The organism is Candidatus Accumulibacter contiguus (assembly GCF_036625285.1).
GTDB lineage: Bacteria > Pseudomonadota > Gammaproteobacteria > Burkholderiales > Rhodocyclaceae > Accumulibacter > Accumulibacter contiguus.
This window is the reverse complement of record NZ_JAZKUC010000001.1, coordinates 340,570-363,859: the sequence shown is the minus strand read 5'-3', so window position 1 is coordinate 363,859 and position 23,290 is coordinate 340,570. Positions and strand designations below refer to the sequence as shown.

General features: G+C 62.4%; 17 protein-coding genes and 2 pseudogenes. 6 read left to right on the top strand and 13 right to left on the bottom strand.

Annotated elements, in window-relative coordinates; all coding sequences use genetic code 11:
* Positions 1 to 13: 13 nt before the first annotated feature.
* The 8 genes and pseudogenes from V5B59_RS01815 to V5B59_RS01780 form a co-directional block, all read right to left on the bottom strand.
* On the bottom strand, positions 14 to 904 hold the full coding sequence (locus V5B59_RS01815; protein ID WP_034912902.1) for a MinD/ParA family ATP-binding protein: 891 nt from the start codon (positions 902 to 904) through the stop codon (positions 14 to 16).
* The gene (flhF, locus tag V5B59_RS01810; protein WP_169069425.1) at positions 897 to 2,282 is read right to left on the bottom strand and encodes a flagellar biosynthesis protein FlhF; all 1,386 of its coding nucleotides are present in this window, start codon (positions 2,280 to 2,282) and stop codon (positions 897 to 899) included. The genes V5B59_RS01815 and flhF overlap by 8 nt, the downstream gene beginning before the upstream one ends.
* Positions 2,279 to 4,366 carry a flagellar biosynthesis protein FlhA gene (flhA, locus tag V5B59_RS01805; protein ID WP_332351518.1) on the bottom strand — a complete coding sequence of 696 codons (2,088 nt, stop codon included), beginning with the start codon at positions 4,364 to 4,366 and terminating at the stop codon, positions 2,279 to 2,281. Before flhA ends, flhF begins: the two co-directional genes overlap by 4 nt.
* Positions 4,359 to 5,498: a flagellar biosynthesis protein FlhB gene (gene flhB, locus V5B59_RS01800; RefSeq protein WP_332351517.1), complete on the bottom strand. Its 1,140-nt coding sequence runs from the start codon at positions 5,496 to 5,498 to the stop codon at positions 4,359 to 4,361. The genes flhA and flhB overlap by 8 nt, the downstream gene beginning before the upstream one ends.
* Before the next feature lie 170 nt (positions 5,499 to 5,668).
* The gene (locus V5B59_RS01795) at positions 5,669 to 7,579 is read right to left on the bottom strand and encodes a chemotaxis protein CheA (RefSeq protein WP_332351516.1); all 1,911 of its coding nucleotides are present in this window, start codon (positions 7,577 to 7,579) and stop codon (positions 5,669 to 5,671) included.
* Between the two features lie 10 nt (positions 7,580 to 7,589).
* A complete protein-coding gene (gene cheZ / locus V5B59_RS01790; protein ID WP_169071062.1) occupies positions 7,590 to 8,450 on the bottom strand; it encodes a protein phosphatase CheZ in 861 nt (286 codons plus the stop codon).
* Position 8,451: 1 nt separating this feature from the next.
* Complete coding sequence (cheY, locus tag V5B59_RS01785) at positions 8,452 to 8,841, bottom strand: chemotaxis response regulator CheY (protein ID WP_034913447.1); 390 nt, start codon at positions 8,839 to 8,841, stop codon at positions 8,452 to 8,454.
* A 32-nt stretch (positions 8,842 to 8,873) separates the two neighbouring features.
* Positions 8,874 to 9,356 (bottom strand): annotated as a pseudogene (locus V5B59_RS01780) (response regulator); the annotation flags it as partial.
* Positions 9,357 to 9,557: 201 nt separating this feature from the next.
* On the opposite strand from V5B59_RS01780, the gene V5B59_RS01775 reads away from it, so the two are divergent.
* Complete coding sequence (locus tag V5B59_RS01775; RefSeq protein WP_332351228.1) at positions 9,558 to 11,093, top strand: DUF6399 domain-containing protein; 1,536 nt, start codon at positions 9,558 to 9,560, stop codon at positions 11,091 to 11,093.
* Between the two features lie 10 nt (positions 11,094 to 11,103).
* Here V5B59_RS01775 and V5B59_RS01770 read toward each other — a convergent pair.
* The 5 genes and pseudogenes from V5B59_RS01770 to V5B59_RS01750 form a co-directional block, all read right to left on the bottom strand.
* A pseudogene (locus tag V5B59_RS01770) lies at positions 11,104 to 11,565 on the bottom strand (chemotaxis protein CheW); the annotation flags it as partial.
* Positions 11,566 to 11,601: 36 nt separating this feature from the next.
* On the bottom strand, positions 11,602 to 12,570 hold the full coding sequence (locus V5B59_RS01765) for a chemotaxis protein (RefSeq protein ID WP_169071064.1): 969 nt from the start codon (positions 12,568 to 12,570) through the stop codon (positions 11,602 to 11,604).
* Positions 12,571 to 12,798: 228 nt separating this feature from the next.
* On the bottom strand, positions 12,799 to 14,790 hold the full coding sequence (locus V5B59_RS01760; RefSeq protein WP_169071065.1) for a CHASE2 domain-containing protein: 1,992 nt from the start codon (positions 14,788 to 14,790) through the stop codon (positions 12,799 to 12,801).
* Positions 14,791 to 14,818: 28 nt separating this feature from the next.
* Complete coding sequence (locus V5B59_RS01755; protein ID WP_169071066.1) at positions 14,819 to 15,409, bottom strand: OmpA family protein; 591 nt, start codon at positions 15,407 to 15,409, stop codon at positions 14,819 to 14,821.
* Positions 15,406 to 16,008 (bottom strand): FecR family protein, encoded by a 603-nt coding sequence (locus V5B59_RS01750; protein WP_332351515.1) that lies wholly within the window; start codon positions 16,006 to 16,008, stop codon positions 15,406 to 15,408. Before V5B59_RS01750 ends, V5B59_RS01755 begins: the two co-directional genes overlap by 4 nt.
* A 98-nt stretch (positions 16,009 to 16,106) precedes the next feature.
* Between V5B59_RS01750 and V5B59_RS01745 the strand changes: the two genes are divergently transcribed.
* From V5B59_RS01745 to V5B59_RS01725, 5 genes are all read left to right on the top strand, one after another.
* Complete coding sequence (locus tag V5B59_RS01745; RefSeq protein ID WP_169071067.1) at positions 16,107 to 18,422, top strand: Tex family protein; 2,316 nt, start codon at positions 16,107 to 16,109, stop codon at positions 18,420 to 18,422.
* Between the two features lie 46 nt (positions 18,423 to 18,468).
* Positions 18,469 to 20,976 (top strand): DEAD/DEAH box helicase, encoded by a 2,508-nt coding sequence (locus tag V5B59_RS01740; protein ID WP_169071068.1) that lies wholly within the window; start codon positions 18,469 to 18,471, stop codon positions 20,974 to 20,976.
* Between the two features lie 137 nt (positions 20,977 to 21,113).
* On the top strand, positions 21,114 to 21,914 hold the full coding sequence (locus V5B59_RS01735) for an RNA polymerase sigma factor (RefSeq protein ID WP_288130336.1): 801 nt from the start codon (positions 21,114 to 21,116) through the stop codon (positions 21,912 to 21,914).
* Complete coding sequence (locus tag V5B59_RS01730; RefSeq protein ID WP_169071069.1) at positions 21,911 to 22,762, top strand: cupin domain-containing protein; 852 nt, start codon at positions 21,911 to 21,913, stop codon at positions 22,760 to 22,762. The genes V5B59_RS01735 and V5B59_RS01730 overlap by 4 nt, the downstream gene beginning before the upstream one ends.
* A 14-nt stretch (positions 22,763 to 22,776) precedes the next feature.
* Complete coding sequence (locus tag V5B59_RS01725; protein ID WP_169071070.1) at positions 22,777 to 23,283, top strand: hypothetical protein; 507 nt, start codon at positions 22,777 to 22,779, stop codon at positions 23,281 to 23,283.
* The last annotated feature ends 7 nt before the right edge of the window (positions 23,284 to 23,290 follow it).

Genomic DNA, 23,290 nt, shown 5'->3' with positions numbered 1-23,290 from the left:
ATTGGAGGAGCTATCAGGCGTAGATAGCGACCGGATCGATGTGGTGGCTCAAGTGTAGCAGTTGTTGCACAAAATGTTCGAGCCCCCCGTCTCCGAACTCGTCTTCGGCTGCTGGCCAGTTCAACAGTTCATTGGCCACGGTCTGATACGCTTTGGCTGCCGGCGAGTTCGGAAACAAGCCGGCAACCGGTTGGCACAAGCGGGAGGCCTGCCGCAGATGCTCGTCGAATGGCACGTAACCCGCGTAATCGACACGGGCAAGCCGGCGACTGCTGGTCACCTGCGCGATATTGTCATGGATCGCCTGCGCGTCGGCGGCTGCCCGTACCTTGTTCACCAGGATGCGAAAGTGCTTGCGCGAGTAACCCAGACTGACTTTTTTGATCAGCGCGTAGGCCTCGGTAATCGACTTGCTGTTCGGCGACACGACGATCACGGTGTCGTGCGCGGCAAGAGCGAGCGGCGAGAAACCGAGCGGATGATCAAGCGAGGTGTCGACCAGAACGACCTCGGCAGCGGGTCGGATTTCACCCAGGCAGTCGAGCAGGATGCGTTGCTCGGCATCGCTCAGCCTGGCGAGCTGCTTGACGACCCTGGCCGCCGGCAGGACACGGATCCCCGGCGCCACCGCAAGGATCACTTCCGCAAGCGACCTTTCCCGATCAATGACCTGTTGCAGATCATACGCTGCAAAAGCGCCATACGATGCAGCGATGCCGTGGTCGATATTCTCGTCCACAACCAGGACTTCCCTGCCCTGCCCGGCCAGCGCTGCCGCCAGATTGGCCACCAGAACGCTCTTGCCCACTCCCATGCCGCCAGCGGCAAAGGTCACGATACGCGACTGCGGACGCTGCAGGAGGCGCCGCAGGCCTGCCGCCTGATCGCCTCGAAAGTCAGCCATGCTGGCCTCCGGCGGATTGCAGACCGACCGCGGAAGTGGCCATCATCAGGCCGGGTTCGACACCGCTCAGGTGATGCGGTGAACTCTCGGGCAGATCCTTGAAAGCACGATGCAGCAGGTACTGCCGATTCGGCAGATGCAGATCCTCCGGCACCCGCTGCCCATTCGAAACGTAGTACAGGCGCAAACCATTGCGGATGATCACATCGAGCGACGAAGCCAGACTTGCGGCTTCATCCACCTTGGTCAGAATACTACCCGCCAGATCCAGCCGGCTGTAGGATCGGACGACGTCATCGAGCGTATCGCCGCGGCTGGTCGCCGACAGAAGCAGCAAAGACTGGACATTGCTGGCCGCAAACATGGCTACCTGTTCGCTCACCATGCGGTCGCGCTGGCTCATGCCCATGGTGTCGATGAGTACCATGTGGGTATGCTGCAGATCGCGCAGCGTGGCACGCAGGTCTTTGGCATCCCTGGCAAGATGCACCGGGACGCCCAGAATCCGGCCATAGATTCGCAACTGTTCGTGGGCACCGATCCGGTAACCATCGGTCGTCACCAGGGCAAGCTTCCTGGCACCGTGTCGCAACACACAGCGCGCAGCCAGCTTGGCAGTGGTCGTGGTCTTGCCGACGCCGGTGGGACCGACCAGCGCATAGATGCCACCCTGGTCGACGATGTCGCTCTCGCTGTTGATGGTCAACAGGCCACGCTCGGCAGCCCCCTTGACCCAGGACAGCGCCGGCCCGCTCTCCAGTTCGCGGGGCAGATCGGCAAGCAGGTCGCGTGCCGCCTGCGGCGAGAAACCGACATCAAGCATCTGGCGAAGAATTTCCATCTTGACCGGCTCCGTACGCGCGGATTCTCCCCAGGCGAAACCCGCCAATTGTTGCTCGACGATCCGTCGCAGCGTGCGAATCTCCTCCATCACGGCTGCCGGCACCACCTCCGCCTCCGGCTTCGGATCGCTGCGAGCTGGTGGCGACTGCGGCACCGCCATCTGCGGCAAGGGTCTGGCCGCCAAGGGCGGTAACGGGCGAGGGCTGGGACGGGCATTCGGCTGTCCCGGTGCTGGCGGCATGGCGCGCAGCTGCGGCGGTTCCCGCGCGGCAAGCGGCGTCGGTACGGGCGACGCAGTGGGCGATGCAGCGGGCGATGCAGCGGGCGATGCAGCCGACGTGTATTCCTTGCTGCGAGGTGTGTCGCGTTCCGGCGTCGGCACGATCATTTCCATGTCGCGGGCGGCCACCGCCATGATCTCGACGCCTCCGGGAATCCCGCGATTGGAGAGAATGATCGCGTCCGGTCCGAGGGTCTCCTTGACCTTGCGCAAGGCGTCGCGCGCTGTTGCGGCAATGAATTTCCTGACGTTCATACTCTCTGTCCAATGATGGAGGTCACCTTGATGACCCGGTTTTCAGGCACTTCAGCGTGCGCCAGGACCTTCAGTTGGGGAATGCTGCGGCGCAGGAAGCGCGACAACAGCGTGCGAAGGTTTCCGGGAACCAGCAGGACCGTCGGCAAGCCGACCTCCTCCTGGCGCTGCGCAGCGGCAATAGCCTCACGCACCAGGGTATCGGCAAGACCCGGCTCGATGCCGGCAGCATCGCCGCCAGAACCGACGGCCTGCATGAGAAGACGTTCGAGTTGCGGATCCAGCGACATCACCTGCATTTCAGCCCCCCCTGGGTACAGCTCCTGGACGATCGAACGGCCTAGCGCCGTACGCACCTGCGCGGTCAGCACCTCCGAATCCTGGGAGCGCGGTGCCATGTCGGTCAGGGTTTCAATGATCGTTCGCATATCGCGAAGAGGCACTCCCTCTTCCAGCAGGTTGCGCAATACTTTCTGCACCACGCCGAGCGACAGTGCCTTGGGCACCAGTTCCTCGACCAGCTTGGGCATTTCCTTCGCCAGGTGATCGAGCAGCGCCTGCGTCTCCTGTCGCCCCAGCAGCTCGGCAGAGTGCGCGAGAATCAGGTGGTTGAGGTGCGTTGCCGTGACCGTGCTGGCATCGACGACGGTGTAACCGTAGGCCTGTGCCTGCTCGCGCAGCGCCGGATCAATCCACACTGCCGGCAAGCCAAAAGCCGGATCCCTGGTCACCGTACCGGGCACCTGCGCGGCCACCCGACCGGGATTGATCGCCAGCAGGTTTCCCGGAAAGGCTTCGCCCTCGCCGATCTCGACGCCTTTGAGCAGAATTTTGTAAGCGTTGGGTTTCAGTTCCAGGTTGTCGCGGATATGCACCGGCGACACCAGAAATCCCACTTCCTGGGCGAATTTCTTGCGGATGCCACGGATCCTGCGCAGCAACTCGCCGTCCTGTGACTTGTCGACCAATGGAATCAGGCGATAGCCGACTTCCAGCCCGAGAACGTCGAGTGGCGTGACATCACTCCAGCTGGCCTCCTGCGCTTCACGCGTCGCTACCGGTGCGACAGCGATGGTCTCTGCTGGTAAGGCGAGGTGCTCGCGCTTCTCCAGTTGCCAGGCCATGGCGGCAATGGCGCTGGCCAGAAGCAGGAAGACAAAATTGGGCATCCCGGGAATCAGGCCCAGCAGACCGATGATTGCTGCAGCGAGAAACAGCAGCTTCGGATTGTTGAAAAGCTGCGACACGAACTGCTGCGAAACATCCTCGTTGTCTCCGACACGCGTCACCACCATGCCGGCAGCGATCGAAATGATCAGTGCCGGGATCTGGGCCACCAGTCCATCACCAATGGCCAGCAGGGTGTAGGTCTTGGCGGCGGTGCCGATATCCAGGCTGTGCTGCAGCACCCCGACGAAAAGGCCACCAATCACGTTGATCAGCATGATCAGGATACCGGCAATCGCGTCACCACGAACAAACTTCGAGGCACCGTCCATCGAACCGAAGAAGTCCGCCTCCTGGGCGATCGTCGCGCGCCGCTTGCGTGCCTCGTCTTCGGCGATCAGTCCGGCATTGAGGTCCGCATCGATAGCCATCTGCTTGCCCGGCATGGCATCGAGAGTGAAGCGTGCGGCCACTTCCGCGACGCGTCCGGCACCCTTGGTGATCACCACGAAATTGATGACCACCAGAATCGTGAACACGACGATTCCGACCGCGTAATTACCACCGACCAGAAAATGTCCGAAGGCTTCGATGACCTGCCCGGCAGCACCGGGGCCGGTATGGCCTTCGAGCAGAACGACACGCGTCGAAGCGACGTTGAGGGACAGACGCAACAAGGTCGTGACCAGCAGTACGGTGGGGAAAACGGAGAAATCCAGCGGTTTGATCACGCTCATGGCAACCAGCATGACGATCACTGAAATGGCGATATTGAACGTGAAAAAGAGATCCAGGACAAATGCCGGCAGCGGCAGGACCATCATCGCCAGAATCAGCAGAATCAGCACCGGGCCGGTCATTTGCCGCTGGCCAAAACGAGCGACGAAATCCCGCATGACCAGGCTCGCATCAGCCATTTGCAGCCTCCCCGATGAGTTCCTCAGGAACCGTGATCGCCAGCGGTGGCATCGGATAGTGGCCACCGCTCAGGCGCCAGTTGCTCAACTGATAGATATAGGCCAGCACCTCGGCGACCGCCGCGTACAGCGTTGCCGGGATCTCCTGATCGAGATCGACATGGCGGTAGAGCGCGCGCGCCAGGGGTGCCGCCTCGATGATCGGTACGGCGTTTTCGGCGCCGACCTGGCGGATTTTGAGGGCGATCTCGCCCAGCCCCTTGGCCAAAACTTTCGGTGCGGCCATGCCGCTCTTGTACGCCAGAGCAACCGCGCAATGGGTCGGGTTGGTGACGATCACGTCGGCCGCCGGGACGGCGGCCATCATCCGCTTGCGCGCCGCCTCCCGCTGCAACTGGCGGATGCGGCCCTTGACCTCGGGGTTGCCCTCGAGTTCCTTGCTTTCCTGCCTGAGTTCCTCGCGAGTCATCTTGAGCTTGTCGTGGTGCTGCCAGATCTGGAATGGCACATCGACCACAACGATCAGCAACATCGCCGCAACGATCGCGAAAAAGCTGAAAGTGAGCAATTGGCCGGCACTCGACAGGCTGACCGGAATCGACTGCGCAAACATCGCCAGCAGGTCGCCACGCTCACTCCACAGAATCCACACCGCGACGCCGCCAAGCAGCGAGGCTTTGGCCACGGCCTTGATCAGTTCCACCAGCCCGGTCCAGGAAACCAGGCGAGACAGGCCCTTGAGTGGGTCGAGACGGCTCAGATCAGGCTGCAGCGCTTTCAGGGAAAAATTCCAGCTGCCGAGGAAAAAAGGCGACAGCAGCGTCGCAGCGACCAGCGCCACGAACAAGGGGACAAAAGTCAGCAAGGCGTCGAGCGAGAGGTCTGCCAGGCGAAGCAGCATCAGCGGCGGCTCGTGTGCCAGGCGTGGGTCAAGCTGCAGACCCCGCCGGAAAATTTCCGCCATGCGCTGCATCATCCAGGGACCCATCAGCCAGAACGCCGTCGCGGCAACGATCAGGATCACGAACGCGCCGACCTCCCGCGACCGAGGGACCTGCCCCTCCTCGCGCGCCTGCTCCAGACGTCTTGCTGACGCTGGTTCGGATTTTTCGAGGTCGCTTTCCTCAGCCATTTGGAGCTTCCAATGTACTCCAGGCTATTATAGAAAAACGAGAGTTAAAAGCGATGAGTGAGGGCTCTTATTTAGACCAATTCTCGGATCGTTGCACAGGAACAACAGTTGTCTCAGAGACGCAAAAGAATGGGTGCCGTAAGCCCCCTTGCCCAAGAACTCCTCGGCGTCTAGGAGAAAAACTCCAGAGCCCGCGCCGGTGTATTCCGCAGGTCGCGGTCGGTATGCGTGGCCAGATCGGCGAGCAGTTCTTTCATGTCCAGAATCAGGACGATCTGACCGTTCGAGAGCGTCGTCACCCCGGCAACACCGCGCGGACGGAAGTCGTCCAGCGCCTTGATCACCGCGTCATCCCGGCCGGCAAAGTTGTCCACCGCCAGAATGAAGCTGCGCTCGGCGGTCTGCATCAAAACCCCGTACTCGGGCTGCTGCAACTGCGGCCAGCCAAGCAGTCGCGAGAGGGCGATCACCGGCAGGATTTCGCCGCGCACCACCAGGGTTTCCTTGCCGCCCACTTCCTGCATCCGCTGGTGGTCGATCGGCAGGATCTCCCTGACCATCGATAGCGGCAGCGCAAAGGGTTGCTCACCGAGCAGGACGAGCAGAACGGGAAGGATCGCCAGCGTAAGCGGCAGCGAAATGATGAACACCGAGCCCTTGCCAGGCTCGGAGCGGATCTCGATCGCCCCATTGAGCTTCTGGATGTTGGTCTTGACGACATCCATTCCGACGCCACGACCGGATACCGCCGATGCCTGCGCCATCGTCGAGAAGCCGGGCAGAAAAATCAGGTTCAGGCTTTGCCGGTCATCGAGCGTGTTGGCTTCCTCTTCGCTGATGATGTTTTTCTCGACCGCCTTGGCGCGAATCCGTTCAGGACTGATCCCGTGCCCGTCATCGGCAATGATCAGGACGATGTGATCTCCCTCCTGACGCGCTTCGAGACGGACCACGCTTTTCGCCGGCTTGCCGGCCAGCAGACGCTCTTCAGGCCTCTCGACGCCATGATCAACGGCATTGCGAATCAGGTGAATGAGCGGATCGGCCAGGTCCTCGATCATCGTCTTATCGACTTCGGTCTCTTCGCCAATCAGCGCCAACTCGACGTCCTTGCCCAATTGCCGAGCCAGATCGCGGGCAATCCGCGGGTACTTCTGGAACAGCCGGCCAATCGGCTGCATCCGCGTCTTCATTACCGAGTTCTGCAAATCCGAGACCAGGAGATCAAGCTGGCTGACCGCCTGATCGAGGGCCTGCAGGGTTTCCGAATCGGTTCTGCCGGCGAGGATATCGGCGCGCAGACTGGTCAGGCGGTTCTTCGTCAGACCAATCTCGCCAGACAGGTTGAGCACCTGATCCAGGCGCGTGGTATCGACCCGAATCGTCGCCTCGCGCGCAGCGGCTTTCTCGTCGGCACGGCGACCGGAAGGGGCGCCGCTCACCGCAGCGCCAGGCCTGTCGGTGCTGCGACGCCCTTCCGGTGGAAAATGCGGCTGCAGCTTGGACAGATCCACCGCTGCGGCTGCGGCCACGGCCGCATTCGCCGTCATCGCAGGTGTCCCACTTGCTGCCACCGCCGGCACCGCGACATTTTGCCCGCTCACGGCCGCATGCAGGGTGTGCCAGTCCGGACCTTCGTCTGCAACAGCGACGGGAGTGGCCATTCCCCCGCCATCCTGACTTGCGCCACGCCCTTCGAGCATGGCTCGCAGCGCGACAGTGAGTTCGCCAGGGGCCGCATGCGGTTGCGTACCCTGTGCGATCTCGCCAAACATGTGGCGCACACTCTGGGTCGCTGCCATGATGGTATCCATCAAACTCGCCGTCAGCTTCATCTCGGCGTTTCTGAGCTTGTCGAACAGGCTTTCGGTCAAGTGGCAGAGGGTGACCAGTTCGGTGGCATTGAGAAAACCTGCACCGCCCTTGATGGTGTGAAACCCACGGAAAATGTCGTTGAGCAGACGGCGATCATCCGGGCTCCGCTCCAGGTCGACGAGTTTGTTGTCGACATCCGAGAGCAGGTCTCCGGCCTCCTGCAGGAAATCCTGCAGGAGGTCTTCCATCCCGGCAAAATCACTCATCCTGAATCTCCTAGAATCCCAGGCTGTCGAGCAGATCGTCGACCTGCTGCTGTGTGGCCACCACGTCACTGCATCCTTCGGCATTGATCACTGGCCCGTTGAGCAGGCTCATCACCGAGTCGGTGCGCCGCTCGCCGGGCAGGGTCTCGATCAGCACTCCCATCAGTTGCGACTCGAGTTCCTGCGCCACATTGATGATTTTCTTGATCACCTGGCCGGTCAGATCCTGGAAATCCTGCGCCATCATGATCTCGAGCAGTTGCGCTTTCGTGGCCCCGGTTTTCTGAGGCAGGCCCTGCTTGAAGAAAGAACGCGTCTCCTCGGCCAGGTGCTTGAATTCCTCGACGCCCATTCGATTGGCGAACAGGGCATCCCATTTCGTCGCCAGCGTGGCCGAAGCGGTCTCGAGTTCCTCCTGCAGGGGGTTGGCCAGATCCGTCGCATTCAATACCCGGCAGGCAGCCTGCTCGGTGAGGTTGACGACATAGTTGAGGCGGTCTCTGGTGTCAGGGATGGCGGCGACGGCATTCTCGATGAGTTCGTGGTAACCCAGTTGCCCGAGTGTGTCGTGCAACTGCCTGGCCATCTGGCCGATGCGCTGAAACACCCGGTCCTGGCCCTGCCACTGCTCAACGCTGCCCGCGGCCTCGGGACTGCCCGCTGCGACGCTTTGCGCTGCGACGACCGAATCGAAGAGAATCTGCAACTCGTCGCTGTCGTCTGCCCCGTCGCCCTCGCGCAACTGCTGCATCAACGACGCTCCCCGAGACGCTGGCGGCGCCGGTGCTGCGGACGCTGCCACTCCCGCAGCAATGCTGTCGAACAGCGCTTCGAGTTCCCTGGAGTCCCCAGACCTATCCGCGTCGCTCATCTCAGCCACCCATCTTGTCAAAGATTTTCTGTAGTTTTTCGGCCAGCGTGGCTGCGGTGAAAGGTTTGACGATGTAGCCGCTTGCCCCTGCCTGTGCAGCTGCGATGATGTTTTCCTTCTTCGCCTCGGCGGTGATCATCAGTACCGGCAGATGCTTGAGCGCCGGTGCTCTGCGAATCGACTGGAGGAGTTGCAGGCCATCCATGTTTGGCATGTTCCAGTCGGTGACGACAAACTCGAAGTCGCCATTCTGCAGCCTCTGTAATGCCACCGCACCGTCTTCTGCTTCGTCTACGTTCGAGAAACCCAATTCCTTGAGGAGATTCCTGACAATGCGTCGCATCGTCGAGAAATCATCCACCACCAGAATCTTCATCTTCGGATCAGCCATTCTGTAACTCCAGATTCCTTCTTTCTGTTTGCTCAGCGTTCGAGCAAGGGGCGCAGGGTATCGGCGAGGATTTCGGCGTCGAACTTGCCGACGTAGGCATCCACCCCTACGGCCTTGCCCATCGCATGATTGGCCTGCGACGACAACGACGAATGCATGACTACCGGGATGCCCGTGAAACGGACGTCGCTCTTGATGTTCTTGGTGAGGACATAGCCGTCCATCTCGGGCATTTCGGCATCGACCAGAATCAGGCGGAGCTCGTCGCGAACGCTCCGGCCAGTTTGTGTGGCATGCGCAGCAATTCCCTGCAGTCGCCCCCAGGCCTCGGCACCATTGGTCGCATGCTTGTGCTTGACGCCGAGCTTGTCGAGGACTTCGACGATCTTGCGTCGGGCGACCAGCGAATCATCGGCAAAAAACATGCAGACGTCCTGATCAACGTTCGCTGGCGGGATGTCGACGATGATCGCCTCGCCGAAGGCGTTGGCGAGGATCTGCTCGACGTCGAGAATCGGGCTTCCCACTTAAAGCGGGACAGTCATGCTACCGATAGAGTCTGAGGATGAAGGGAGCTGAGGAGATGGGAACTGGTTGCCGCATCTCCTGTATCATCAGTTTTATGACAAAAAAACTCTACGACTCAAGCCATACGGACAACCAGCCGCGTCATTTTTGCCGCACTTACAGACCAGGGAAAACGAAGCCTGCGTGCAGTGGGGGAATTAATTCATCGCCCGAAAAGCAGTGTTCATCGCCACCTGCAAGCGCAAGCCCGTAGGAACCGACATCCTGAATCGGGGTTTTGGGAAACCGAAGAGGGGGAGGCATGGCTGAGATTGCTGGTATTTGCTGTGCTGTACACGTTCGGGCTGCAACATCATGTGGGGGCGGGTGCCTTGTCGGATTTCTTCCAATTGATCCGCCTTCATACCCATGTGGGGGTGTCTCCCAGCGCCTTGCAGACCCAACTCAGCCGGATGGAAGCGCTGTTGCCCCTGTTTCAGCAACAGTGTGAAGCCTCGGTACCGACGCGGACACGCCAAGCGGTGGTGGCCGCGGATGAGACGTTCTTTGGGGAGATTCTGATCTTGGTGCTGATGGATTTGTCCTCGGGCTACCTATTGCTGGAGTCGATTCAGAAGGACCGGGGTTTCGATACCTGGTTTGCCCAGGTGACCCCGCGCCTGGAAGCACTGGGTATCGAAGTCAACCACGCCATCAGTGACCGGGCGAAGGCCCTGATCAAATTAGCGGTCACAGGCTTTGAGTGTACCTCGGGCGCGGATACGTTCCACGAGCAATATGGCCTCAGTCGCTGGTTGTCACCGGCCTTGGGACGTCGAAAAGCCAAGGCGGATCAGTGCTGCGAACTGGCCCAGAAGGCCCTTGATCAGCCGTCGCGCGGAGCCAGTACCGAGGAAAAGGCGGCTTTGGCGGCACAACAGGCCTGTGCCTGGGAAGCCCGCGCGCAAGTGGAACAGGCGCAGCAAGAGTACCAGAAGCAGTTGCTGGGAATCGCCGAGGAAATCCATCCCTTCTCCCTGGAGGAGAATACTCGCACGACGGCGGAGAGCGTAGTGGCAGGACTGGAAACGCGAGCACAGGCCCTGGAAACTCTGGCGGCGCAACAAGGGATCCAGGATACCCGTTCCGCCCTGAAGAAGTTCCGTGCCCAGATCGGCGCCTTATCGAGTCACGTCAGCTTTTGGTGGCTTTGGGTAGAAGAAATCCTGCTGGGCTGGTCTCTGGATGAAGCGACTCGGCAATGGCTGACGAGCAAGCTGTTGCCCGTACTCTATTGGCACTACCAAATGCGGAAAACGCAAAACAGGGTTCACCGGAAACGGTATCAGGAGGCTTGGCAGCGAGCATTAGAGGCCTGGAAAGCAGACCCGTTCCATTCGGGATTCTCCGAGAGTGAGTTGCAGCGCTGGCTAGAATGGGGGGAATGGATGGTGCGACAGTTCCATCGCAGCTCCTCCGCCGTCGAAGGGCGCAATGGCCGCTTGTCCCAGTTGTATCATAACGGGCGAGGTCTGACGAAATGCCGCCTGGCTGCGCTAACGGTTATCCACAACTATGGGGTGAGACGTAGTGACGGCACTATCGCAGCCGAACGTCTGTTTAGCACCTCTTTCCCTGATCTTTTCGATTGGCTGCTCAACCAGATGGGGGAACTTCCCTTACCGAGGAAGTCCCGCCACCGGGTTGTGCATAACCCATTGAAGTTAGAGATTGTCCCGGCTTAAGTGGGAAGCCGAGAATCGACACCAGCTTGCCGTCATCGAGTTCGGTCACCGCCGTGATCAGACCCTGGTTGCTGGAAAGTACGCTTTCGGGGGCCTTGACCTTCTCCCAGTCCACACGGATGATCCGATCCACTTCATGGACCAGGAAACCCAGGGTCCGCTTGGAGTACTCGGCGACCATCATGGTCTTGCCATACTCGTGCGGCTGACCCTCGTACTCGAGAAAGGAAATCAGCGACAGCACCGGGATGACGTTGCCGCGCAGGGAAATCAGGCCTTCGACCCCGCGTGGCATGTTCGGCGTTTTGGTAATGTGCGGTGTCCGCCCGACTTCGCGCACCTTGAAAACGTTGATCCCGAAAGTCTCGCGCGTTCCCAGGGAGAACAACAGAATCTCCATCCTGTTGGAACCGGCCAGCCGGGTGCGTGCGTCAACGCTCTCCAGCAGGTTCTTCCTATCCGCCAAATCCATTGTATCGCTCCAGAAAGATTGCGCAGTCTCAGAGTCTCAGCTCGGCTGCGCTACCGGAAGAGTACCTTGCAGCCTTCGCGTCAAAGTTTCCGAGAGGCGCTGCGGTTCGAATTTTGGCACATACTCATCGACGCCAACGGATCTGCCCAGTTGCTGGTTCGACATTCCGGACAAGGAGGAATGCATGATCACCGGCACGCCAGCGAAGCGTGGATCGGACTTGATCTTCTTGGTCAGAATGTAACCGTCCATCTCCGGCATCTCGATATCGGTCAATACCAGACTGATCAGGTCGGTCACCTGCTGGCCGGAGGCCTGTGCGTAATCCGCCATTTTCTCCAGTTCGTCCCAGGCTTCGCGGCCATTGATCGCGGCGACGAATTTCACGCCCATCGCATCGAGAGTCCGCTGAATCTGCTTGCGTGCCACCGCCGAATCATCGGCAAAGAATACCGTCAGCGTGGCATTGTCGATCGGCTTGATGTTGCGGTAAACGATGTCGTCGTCGTAGTTCGTCGTTTCCGAGAGTACCTTCTCGACATCCATCATCATCACCAGACGACCATCCGGCAATTCGGTGACCGCCGTCACCAGGCCACCCATCTCGGCCATGAGCATCGCCGGCGGTACCCGCATCTGGCTCCAGTCGAGACGGAGAATGGTATCCACCCCCTCGACAAGAAAGCCCTGTGTATGACCCGCGTATTCGGTGACGATCATGATCGAGCGCTGCGTCTCCGTATCTATACGGGCATAACGGGCAAGATCGACGACCGGCACCAGCGCCCCTCGCAAACTCACCATCCCCTCGACCGAAGACGGCATGTCCGGCGCTGAAGTGATCGGCGGCGTCCGCATCACTTCGCGCACCTTGAAGACATTGATGCCGAAGGTTTCACATCGTCCGGTGCGCGCATCGGTTCCGAGCGAGAACAACAGGATCTCCAGCTTGTTGGTCCCGGCCAGTTTGGTGCGGGCATCGATGTTTTTCAGTAGATCGGACATTCCTCATTTCCTCGCGTAAAGCACAGCACGCCTGATCCCGGACATCTTAATCCAATAAGCGGCGCCACGTCATGCTCACCCACTGCAAAAGATCGAAACCGGATCAATCAAGCCTCGGATTGAAAATTTTACGGCACAAACGGCGACGACTTTAGCGATTTGGTCATTCTGGCCCGGCTCGCCACCGGCCATGAACCATTCGGGTCAATGCCCCTGCCAGGCAATCGCCTACGCCTCGACCAGCGGCTCATAAATGGCTACCGGCGCCGACCGACCGCGTACCGCGGTATAGCCGAGCTGTCGGCAACGCCAATCGCCAAGGGCCTGATGCGTTGCCTCGCCGATGATCACTCCTGCGGCATACTGTGCCGACAGCCCCTGAATACGCGAGGCCAGGTTCACCGCATCGCCGAGCACGGTGTAGGCACGCCGGTGGCGGGACCCCATGTCGCCCACCACCATCGTGCCGGTGTTGATGCCGATGCCCACCTGCAACGCTGGCCAGCCGCGGCTGGCAAAATGCTGATTGACGCCGCACAGCGCCGCCTGCATCGCGAGAGCGGCCTCGACGGCATGCCTGGCATGCTGTGGATCGGCCAGCGGCGCTCCCCAGAAAGCGACCACGGCATCGCCGATATACTTGTCCAGCGTACCCCGATAGGCACGAATGACATCGGTCATCGCCGACAGATAGTCGTTCATCAGTTGCGCCAGTTCGTCCGGTGGCAGGTTCTCGGCAAGGGTCGTGAAGCCGCGCACATCCGCGAACAGCACCGTCAGTTCGGCACTACGGCCTGCCATGGTGTAGTGCTCGGGGTCACGGCTCATCTCATCGACCAGTTCGGGCGGAATGTACTGGCCAAAAAGCTCCGCCAGGCGCCGCTTGGCACGACGTTCCACAAAATAGCCGAAGAACAGGTGCAGGCCAAGCAGCATCGCCACCAGGAGCAGGCTCGCCGCCATCGGTAATACCAGCTGCATGCCTGTCCAGGCCGCCAGGTTGATGATCGTCAGCAGCACCAACATCCACACCGCCAGAACGACCGCCCCTGCCGGAGAGAGACGGGGCAGGCCGAGCAGCAGACCGACGATCACCAGCAAGCCGGCCTCGAGCGTCGCCGTGTAGGCCGGCGATTGCAGCTGGCGACCATCGAGCAATCCCGCAAGCAGGTTGGCATGCGCCTCCACCCCCGGAAAGGCCTGACCCACCGGCGTCACACGCTGGTCGAGCAGGCCCGGCGCAGTGGTGCCCAGCAGTACGACGCGGCCGCGCAGACTGTCAGCCGGCAAGCGGCCCGCCAGCACGTCGGCCGCAGAATGATAGCGAAAGCTGCCCTGGCCACCCCGGAAAGGCAGCAGGACGCTCGCCTGCTCGGCGACGGGGATGCGTAGCGGCGCACGTGCCGTCCGCAGTTCGATCGCCTCGAGCGGTCCGGAACCGGACTGCCAGGGGGCATGATCGGCAAATCGGAGTTGTAGTGCCGGATTACCCAGCAGCGCCTGTGCCATCACCAGCGAAAACGCAGCGTACACCTGCCCGTCATAGGCGGCCAACAACCAGGCACGCCGCGTCACCCCGTCCAGGTCCACCGGCGCACCGAGAAATCCGGCCCCCATGGCGGCTTGCTGAAGTATCGGCAGGTTACCTCCGTAGCCGTGCCACTGCGAAAACTGCCCGGCCTGTTCGGCCATCTCCGGCAGTAGCGGCGGCGGCAAAGCGCCGCTCCTGGCCGCAACATCCGCACGCGACAGATGGAAACCTAAAATGACCGGATAACGTTGTAGAACCTTCGCCAATCGGCCGTCGTAATCGAGCCCCGGCCGCAACGCTTCCAGCGCGGCATGGAAAGCGGTATTCTGGCGTAGCGGCCCGCGGCCCAGCGCATCCAGAGAAGCCAGCCCGGAACTCTCGTCCGCTTCCGCCAGGATCACGTCCAGGCCCAGCAGCAGTGCGCCGTATTGTTCGAAAATCCGCTCGATCAGGGTCGCCAGACGGGCTCGATTCCACGGCCAGCGGCCCAGTTCGGCCAGCGATCGCTCATCGATATCGACGATGGCGATGCGCTCGTCCAGCTCTCCGCGTGCAAACAAACGCACGCGCGAATCGTAGAGGAAGGCGTCGAAGCGGCGCAGTGGATCGATCTCGATGTAGCCCAGACTGTATGCAAGCAGAAAGCCGAGCAGCGCGACGCCAAGCCACTGCCGCAGATCGAGAGGCACAAGCCGAAACTCGAAGGTCCAGGCCAACTCAGCGCAGCTTCAATTCGACACGGCGGTTGCGCGGTTCCGGAATATTGTCCGCGGTAACGATTGCCGGTTCTCGTTTGCCTCGACCAATGACGGTAATCGTCTCACGCGCCACCCCCACGCCAACCAGCAAATCGCGGACCACACCGGCACGCTGCAAGGACAACTGGTCATTGGCCTCGAGGCCACCCACCCGATCCGCGTGCCCGATGACCACCACTTCGCTGGCTGGCAGGGCAGTTACCTCGGCCAGAATGCGTGGCAGCAGTGCCCGCGACTCCGGGGTCGGCAGACTCTGCCCGAACTCGAAATACACGACATAAACGCGCGGTCGCGCCGGTTGCATGGCCAGCAGCCGGCCATAGGTTTCGCTTACCAGGGCTGCGTTGGTCTGGATCGGGGTCAACTTACCATCGACCACATTGACGCTGGCGTAGGGCTCAGAGAGCACCACAGCCCCCCCGGCACTGGTGACCGACAGCGCACCCGTACGGCCATCCGGCCCCGGCAACAAGACGACGCGGTCGCTGAGACGCACACAGGCCACAAGGCTCAGTGCGAGCAACCACACCCAGCAGGTCAGCGGCCTCATTCGTCCTCTGCGCGCGCATCGACAATGAACTCGGTGCCCCGAATCCCGAGCAGCACGGTCGGTGTCCTGAAGTGCACGTTTTCTGGTGCCTGCTTGCCGATCAGGCCGGTCACCACACTCAGCGTACCTTTGAGCAGCGTCGCCAGCATCCCCCCCTCATGGGTCGTGCTGTTGAACTGGAACTCGTTGATCAGCAGAGTGCTGCGCGGTCCAGCGGTGAGCAGGGTATCGTCGGACAGAGTGATACCCACCGCTCCATCGGCAGCGGTGCGAATCCGGTCACCGACGTACACCGGCGCGCCCACCTTGAGCATCTGTACCTGGCCGGCACGATCGACCGTCACATTCCCTTCGCTGCGCTTGACCTTCCCGGCAGGGACTCCGGTCTCGGCAGCGACGCCGATCGTGGCTTGGATCAGGAAAAGGAAAAGCAGCGCATGGTTTCGCATGGTAAACATCTCTGTGGTCGGGGTATGCAGCAGGCTGGCACCAGGGTGAGAGATTTGCTCGTCGCCGCTCGATTCGTGACTGGCCGCATGGCCGGCCGAACGCGGCTGGCTGATGCTGGCAATGTACCCCGATTCACAGCACAGCGGCAATTCGTCTGGTCGCAGAAGAATCTCCTTCCTTGAGTTTTGCCTGCCGTTTCTGCATAGTTCGCGGTCTTTCCAGTCATTCCACACACTCGTCATCGCCGATGCCCCCACAGATAGAATACCCCGCAGCCAACAAAATTGCCGAGAAGATCGCCGCAGAGATCGGCTGCCGCCCCCAGCAGGTACTGGCCACGGCTGCCCTGCTCGACGAAGGGGCGACGGTGCCGTTCATCGCACGCTACCGCAAGGAAGTCACCGGCGGACTCGACGACATCCAGTTACGCCTGCTCGACGAACGCCTGCTCTACCTTCGCGAGATGGAGGAACGGCGCCGTGTCATCCTCGCCTCGATCGAGGAACAAGGCAAACTGACGCCCGAACTGGCCGCCGCAATCTACACCGCCGAGACCAAGCAAGGCCTCGAAGACCTCTACCTGCCGTACAAACCGAAGCGGCGCAGCAAGGCGCAAATCGCCCGCGAGGCCGGCCTCGCGCCGCTCGCCGCAGTGCTGCTGGCCAACCCGATGCGCTCACCCGAAACCGAAGCCGCGCACTACCTCAACGCCGAAGCCGGTTTTGCCGATGTCAGAAGTGTCCTCGACGGTGCTCGACAGATTCTCATGGAACAGTTCTCGGAGGACGCCGGGCTTCTCGGCGAACTGCGCAGCCATCTCGAGGCGCATGGTTTCGTGAAGTCGACGGTCCTTGCCGGCAAGGAAAACGAAGCGGCCAAGTTCCAGGATTATTTTGCCTACACTGAAGCGATCCTGGCGATCCCTTCGCATCGCGCGCTGGCACTCCTCCGCGGCCGCAACGAGGGCATGCTGCAACTGTCGCTGGTCCTTGACGGCGAGCTTGACCAGAGCGCGCCCAACTCCTGCGAGGGACGCATCGCGCGACACTTCGGCATCGTCGACCAGGGCCGGCCAGCCGACCAATGGCTGCTCGAGACGGTACGCTGGAGCTGGCGAATCAAGGCCTCTCTACACCTCGAACTGGAACTGATGAAGGCCCTGCGCGAGCGCGCCGAGGCCGAAGCGATCCGCGTCTTTGCCGCCAACCTGCACGACCTGCTGCTCGCCGCACCCGCCGGCAAACACGCCACGCTGGGCCTCGACCCCGGCCTGCGCAGTGGCGTCAAGGTCGCCGTCGTCGATGCCACCGGCAAGCTGCTCGAAACCGCCACGGTCTACCCGCACGAACCTCGCCGTGACTGGAACGGCACACTGCACACCCTGGCCGTGCTGGCACGCAAGCATCAGGTCAAGCTGATCAGCATCGGCAACGGCACCGCCTCGCGCGAAACCGATCGTCTGGTCGCCGATCTGATCCGCCAGCAACCCGAGCTGCAGCTCGCCAAGGTCGTCGTTTCCGAGGCCGGCGCCTCGGTCTATTCGGCCTCGGAATACGCCTCCCGGGAATTCCCGGAACTCGACGTCAGCCTGCGCGGTGCGGTGTCGATCGCCCGCCGCCTGCAGGATCCGCTCGCTGAACTGGTCAAGATCGATCCCAAGTCGATCGGTGTCGGCCAGTACCAGCATGATGTCAGCCAGACCAGGCTGGCAAAGGCGCTCAATGCGGTCGTCGAGGACTGTGTGAACGCGGTCGGTGTCGACGTCAACACCGCATCGGCACCGCTGTTGATGCGCGTCTCCGGACTCAGCCCGACGCTGGCGGCGAACATCGTCGCCCACCGCGACCAACACGGTGCCTTTCCCAACCGGCAGGCGCTCAGGGCAGTGTCCCGCCTCGGCGAGAAGACCTTCGAGCTGGCGGCCGGCTTCCTGCGCATCCATGAGAGCGACAATCCGCTCGACCGCTCGGCGGTGCACCCGGAAGCCTACCCGCTCGTCGAGCGTATCCTCGCCAACGTCAAGAAGGGAATTGGCGAAGTCATCGGCGACTCGCAACTGCTCAGGGCACTGTTGCCGGAGCAATTCGTCGACCAGAAGTTCGGCCTGCCGACGGTCCTCGACATCCTCAGGGAACTCGAAAAACCCGGTCGCGACCCGCGTCCCGAGTTCCGCACCGCCAACTTTCGTGCAGGCGTCGAGGCCGTCAAGGATCTGCAGGCGGGAATGATCCTCGAAGGAGTGGTTACCAACGTCGCCAACTTCGGCGCCTTTGTCGACATCGGTGTCCATCAGGACGGACTGGTACATATCTCGGCGATCGCCGACCGCTTCGTCAAGGACCCGCGCAGCGTCGTCAAGGCCGGCGACGTGGTCAAGGTCAAGGTCCTCGAGGTCGACCTGCCACGCCAGCGCATCGCTCTGAGCATGCGACTCGCCGACGACTTGCCGAACGCTCCGAAAATGGCCAGGATACCCGCTTCGGCCAGAGCCCAGGAGCGGCAGCGCAGCCAGCCGGAGCCGACCGGTGCCATGGCCAGCGCCTTCGCCCGCCTCAAGCGCTGACTTCCGGAACCCTTTTTCCCCGCAAACACCAGCGAGCACACCCGCCATGACCAGAACACCCGGAAACACCACCGACCGTAAAACCTCTCCCCGCAGCGCCGCCGAACCGCGCCTCTCGCGCCAGCGCAAACCCCAGGATCTGCCGGTCGATGACTGGCAAAGAGCGCTGCGTCGTCAATTCGGCCGCGAGCAGCCGTTTCAACTCGAGAACCTGGGCGATGATCCGGTTTTTTCCGAGTTCTCGGTGTTCAACCCCGACAGCGGTCGCCGCTACCGGGTCGCGATCCGCGGCGCGCAGGCCGGCGACAACCATTGTTCCTGTCCCGACTTCGCGACCAACGATCTGGGTACCTGCAAGCATGTCGAATTCACGCTCGCCCAGATCAGCGCCAGGCGCGGCGGCAAGAGCGCACTCGAGCGCGGTTTTTGCGGATCGTTCAGCGAACTGTTCCTCGACTATGCCGGCCAGCGGCGCGTCCGCCTGCGGCTCGGTAGCGATTTTCCCGCTGAACTGCAGCCGACCGCCGACCGTCTGTTCGATACCGCCAGGGGTTGGCAACTGTCACCCGAGCACTTTGCCGATCTGCCGGCCTGGGTGGACGAGGTTCGCGCCGCCGGCCACGATCTGCGCTGTGCTGATGACGCGCTGTCGTACATCGCCGAAGTCCGCGACGGCGAGGTACGCAGGCAGACCCTCGCCGCTGCCTATCCGCTCGGCGCCGACAGTCCCGAACTGAAAACGCTGCTCAAGGTCGAGCTCTATCCCTATCAGCGCGCAGGCGCACTCTTTGCTGCGCGCGCCGGTCGTGCCCTGATCGGCGATGAAATGGGCCTCGGCAAGACGGTACAGGCGATCGCGGCGGTCGAAATCTTTGCCCGCCACTTTGCCGCCGAACGTGTACTGATCGTCTGCCCAACCTCGCTCAAACATCAGTGGGAACGGGAAATCACCCGTTTCAGCGATCGCTGCGCCACCATCATCGGCGGTCTGCGCGCTGTCCGCCAGGCGCGCTATGCGCAGGACGGATTCTGCAAGATCACCAACTACGAGACGCTGAGCCGCGACCTCGACCTGATTCAGGCCTGGGCTCCGGACGTGGTGATCGTCGACGAGGCGCAACGGATCAAGAACTGGAACACCATCGCCGCGCGCGCGCTGAAGCGCATCGACAGCCCCTATGCGATCGTGCTGACCGGCACGCCACTGGAGAACCGGCTCGAGGAATTGATCTCGATCGTCCAGTTTGTCGATCAGTACCGGCTTGGACCGACCTGGCGGCTGCTCGACGAACACCAGCAACGCGACGAACGCGGACGCGTCATCGGCTACCGCGAACTGCACCGGATCGGCGAGACGCTGGCGCCGATCATGCTGCGGCGACGCAAGGCGGAGGTACTCGAACAACTGCCCGAGCGCGTCGACAACACCCTGTTCATGCCGATGAGCCCGCTGCAGGCCGACCACCACGAGGAAAATCGCCAGGTCGTCGCGCGCATCGTGCAGCGCTGGCGGCATACCGGCTTCCTTTCCGACAAGGACCAGTTGCGCATGCATTGCTCGCTCCAGAACATGCGCATGGCGTGCAACAGCAGCTTCCTGATCGACCACGAAACCGATGACGGCTACAAGGCCGACGAACTGCTGACCCTGCTCGACGACATCTTCGCCGACCCACAGGCCAAGGTGGTCGTCTTCAGCCAGTGGCTGCGCACCCACGAGCTGATCATCCGCCGCCTGCGCCAGCGCAGCTGGGAACATGTCCTGTTCCACGGTGGCGTTCCCGGTGACAAGCGTGGCGCGCTCGTGGAGCGCTTCAACCACGACGCCGCCTGCCGCCTGTTTCTCAGCACCGATGCCGGCGGCGTCGGCCTCAATCTGCAACACGCGGCAGCCGTGGTGGTGAACATGGATCTGCCGTGGAATCCCGCGGTGCTTGAACAGCGCATCGGTCGCGTACACCGGCTCGGCCAGACGCGCGGCGTGCAGGTGATCAACTTCGTCGCCAAGGGAACCATCGAGGAAGGCATGCTTTCGGTGCTGGCGTTCAAGCAATCCCTGTTCGCCGGCGTCCTCGACGGAGGGGAAAGCGAAGTCGTGCTGCAGGGAACGCGCCTGTCGAAGTTCATGGAAACGGTCGAGCAGGTCTCCGGCGCAGTAGCCAGCGAGAGCACCGTCGAAGAGTCGGACCCCTCGCCGCTCGAAGCCACGACAGGTGCCGAGAACGAAGCCGACGGCGAGGCAGAATACCTCTCTCCCACGCCCGCCGACGCGACGGCAGCACCGCCCGCTGGCGAACGCAGCCCGGCCAGCGAGCCAGCGCCGCCGGCCACCGCGACCGCACCGGGCGCCGCTGATCCCTGGGCGCCGCTGCTGGCCGCCGGCGCGCAACTGCTCGGCGAGCTCTCTGCGGCGTCAAGCGGCGAGCGTGCGTCACCCTGGGTACAGACCGATCCGGCGACCGGAGAACGCTACCTCAAACTGCCCATGCCCGACCCACAAACGATACAACGCCTCGCCGAAGGGCTGTTGGGCCTGCTTGGCGGGCGGAAATAGCGATACGCGGACGCACCCTTGCACGTCGCGGTCGATGGCTTGCGGTGCCGGCCGGAACCTTGCCTGCATCCGCTGCGTGACTTCGTGCGTATGATTGACATGTCACCACAACACCAACCCTTCATCGGCATCCCGGCGTGACCGGCCAGCCTGCCGCCTGCGGAGGCGCCGCGGATGCTGCCAACCGACGGCCCTCTGAAGTTCTCGCCAAGGCGTTTGGCTTTGTGGTCCTGATCGGGCAGAATTCGTCCGACGCGGAAACCGAAGCCCACGAGATGAACGAAACCGACGATTTCGATGCCCGAACGCTCCCCACGACCGACCAGGCTGAACTGGCGGAAGGGCAAGCCCGAGAACAGCGGGTGCTGGCTGACGAGGCGCGTCTGCAGGCCTGCATTGCCGGTATCGTGCACCAGGATGAGCAGGCGCTGGCCGAGTTGTACGAGGCGCTGGCCGGACGCGTCTACGGACTGGCACTGCGCATCACCCGCCAGGTGCAAACTGCCGAAGAGGTGACCGAAGATGCCTTCTGGCAGGTCTGGCGGCAGGCGCCGCGTTTCGATGCGGCCCGTGGCAGTGTCCTGGCCTGGGTGCTGACCATTGCCCGCAGCCGTGCGCTCGACGCCCTGCGCCGCAGAGACCCGGCCGAAGCCCTGGATGAGGATCGTCTTGCGGACCTGCAGGAAGACAATGACCCCCAGGATCTGCTGCTGGCCGTACAGCGACAGCACCGCCTGCATGCCGCACTGCAGGATCTCGATCCCCTGCCCCGGCAACTGCTCGCGCTGGCGTTTTTCCGGGATCTTTCGCACGAAGAGATCGCCTGCCAGATGTGTCTTCCTCTGGGCACGGTCAAATCCCATATCCGCCGCGCTCTTCTGCGCCTGCGCCAGTTGCTCGGCGCCGATGATCCTCGCTCGCCAATGGTGACGCCATGAATCCCGAACAATTCGCCAATCCCCCTGAAGACGACGGCGATACCCGCATATTGACTCGCCTGATCTGCGAGGGGCTGCTGCCGATCGACCTGCCTGTGCGCCAGCGTACCGACCTGCGCAGCCGCTTGCTGTGCCGGATCGGCGACAGCGTTCGCCGGCACGCCGGGCTGCTCACCGTTCGCGCCGGCGATGGGAACTGGCGCGCGCTCAAGGCCGGCATCCGCGTCAAGACCCTCTGGGAGGGTCCACGAGGCGCATCGGTACTGATCGAGCTGGCCCCTGGAGCCATGCTGCCGGTACATCGCCACCATCATCTCGAGGAAGGGATCGTCTTGCGCGGTGGCCTGCAACTCGGCGAACTGAACCTGGGAGCGGGCGACTACCATGTTTCACCACCGGGCAGTCGGCATGCGCGCATTACCTCCCGTACCGGCGCACTGGCCTATTTGCGTGGCACTTCACTCGGGCATACCAGGAGCGTCCTCGGTGAGCTGCTCGGAGGCCTGATCCCGGGCGATGGTCCGGCGAGCCATACCGTCTTCGCTGGTGAAGGCGATTGGCAAGGTATTGCCAAAGGCATCGAGCAGAAGATTCTCTGGCGCGACGGCGACGTCATTTCGCGCTTCTTCCGCCTGGCAGCGGGGGCACACCTGCCGGCGCACGCACACGACGGCGAGGAGGAATGCATCATGCTGAGTGGTGACGCCTTCTTCGGCGATGTGCTGGTCCAGGCCGGCGAGTTCCACCTCGCACCGGCTGGCAGCGAGCACGGTGAGGTGAGCAGCGACCAGGGCGCGGTGGCCTTCGTCCGTGGCCGCGAGGTTCTGCCGCTGTCACCAGGACGGTGAGCCCGCGTTTTGTGATGATCAGCCGCTGGCGCCTGGAAACGACCCGCGAGCGCCTTTGGGAGCTGCTGATCAACCCCGTGGACTGGCCTGCCTGGTGGCCACACCTGGCCAGCGTCAACAGCCTCGCGAGCGGCGACCAGGATGGGATCGGTTCGCGGCATGCCTTCCTCTGGCGTAGCGGCCTGGGCTACCTGCTGCGGATCGTGATGACCACCCGGCGCGCGGAACCCTGGCGGGAACTCGAAGCTGCGGCCAGCGGTGACCTGCGCGGCATCGGGCTGTGGGTCATCGAGGAGGCCAGCCCCGGCGCAGTACGCCTCACGTACCGCTGGGACGTCGAACTGAGCAAACCCTGGATGCGTCGCCTGGCACCCCTGTTGCGGCCGGTCTTCGCCTGGCGCCACTTCGCGGTGATGGCCAGCGGCGCCCAGGGCATGGCCCGCCAGCTTGGCTGCCAACTGTCCGGGATCGAGGAGTGGTCAGTGATTTCGCCGATCGTCGAGGGCGTGACCGCCGGCTGAGCGGCTG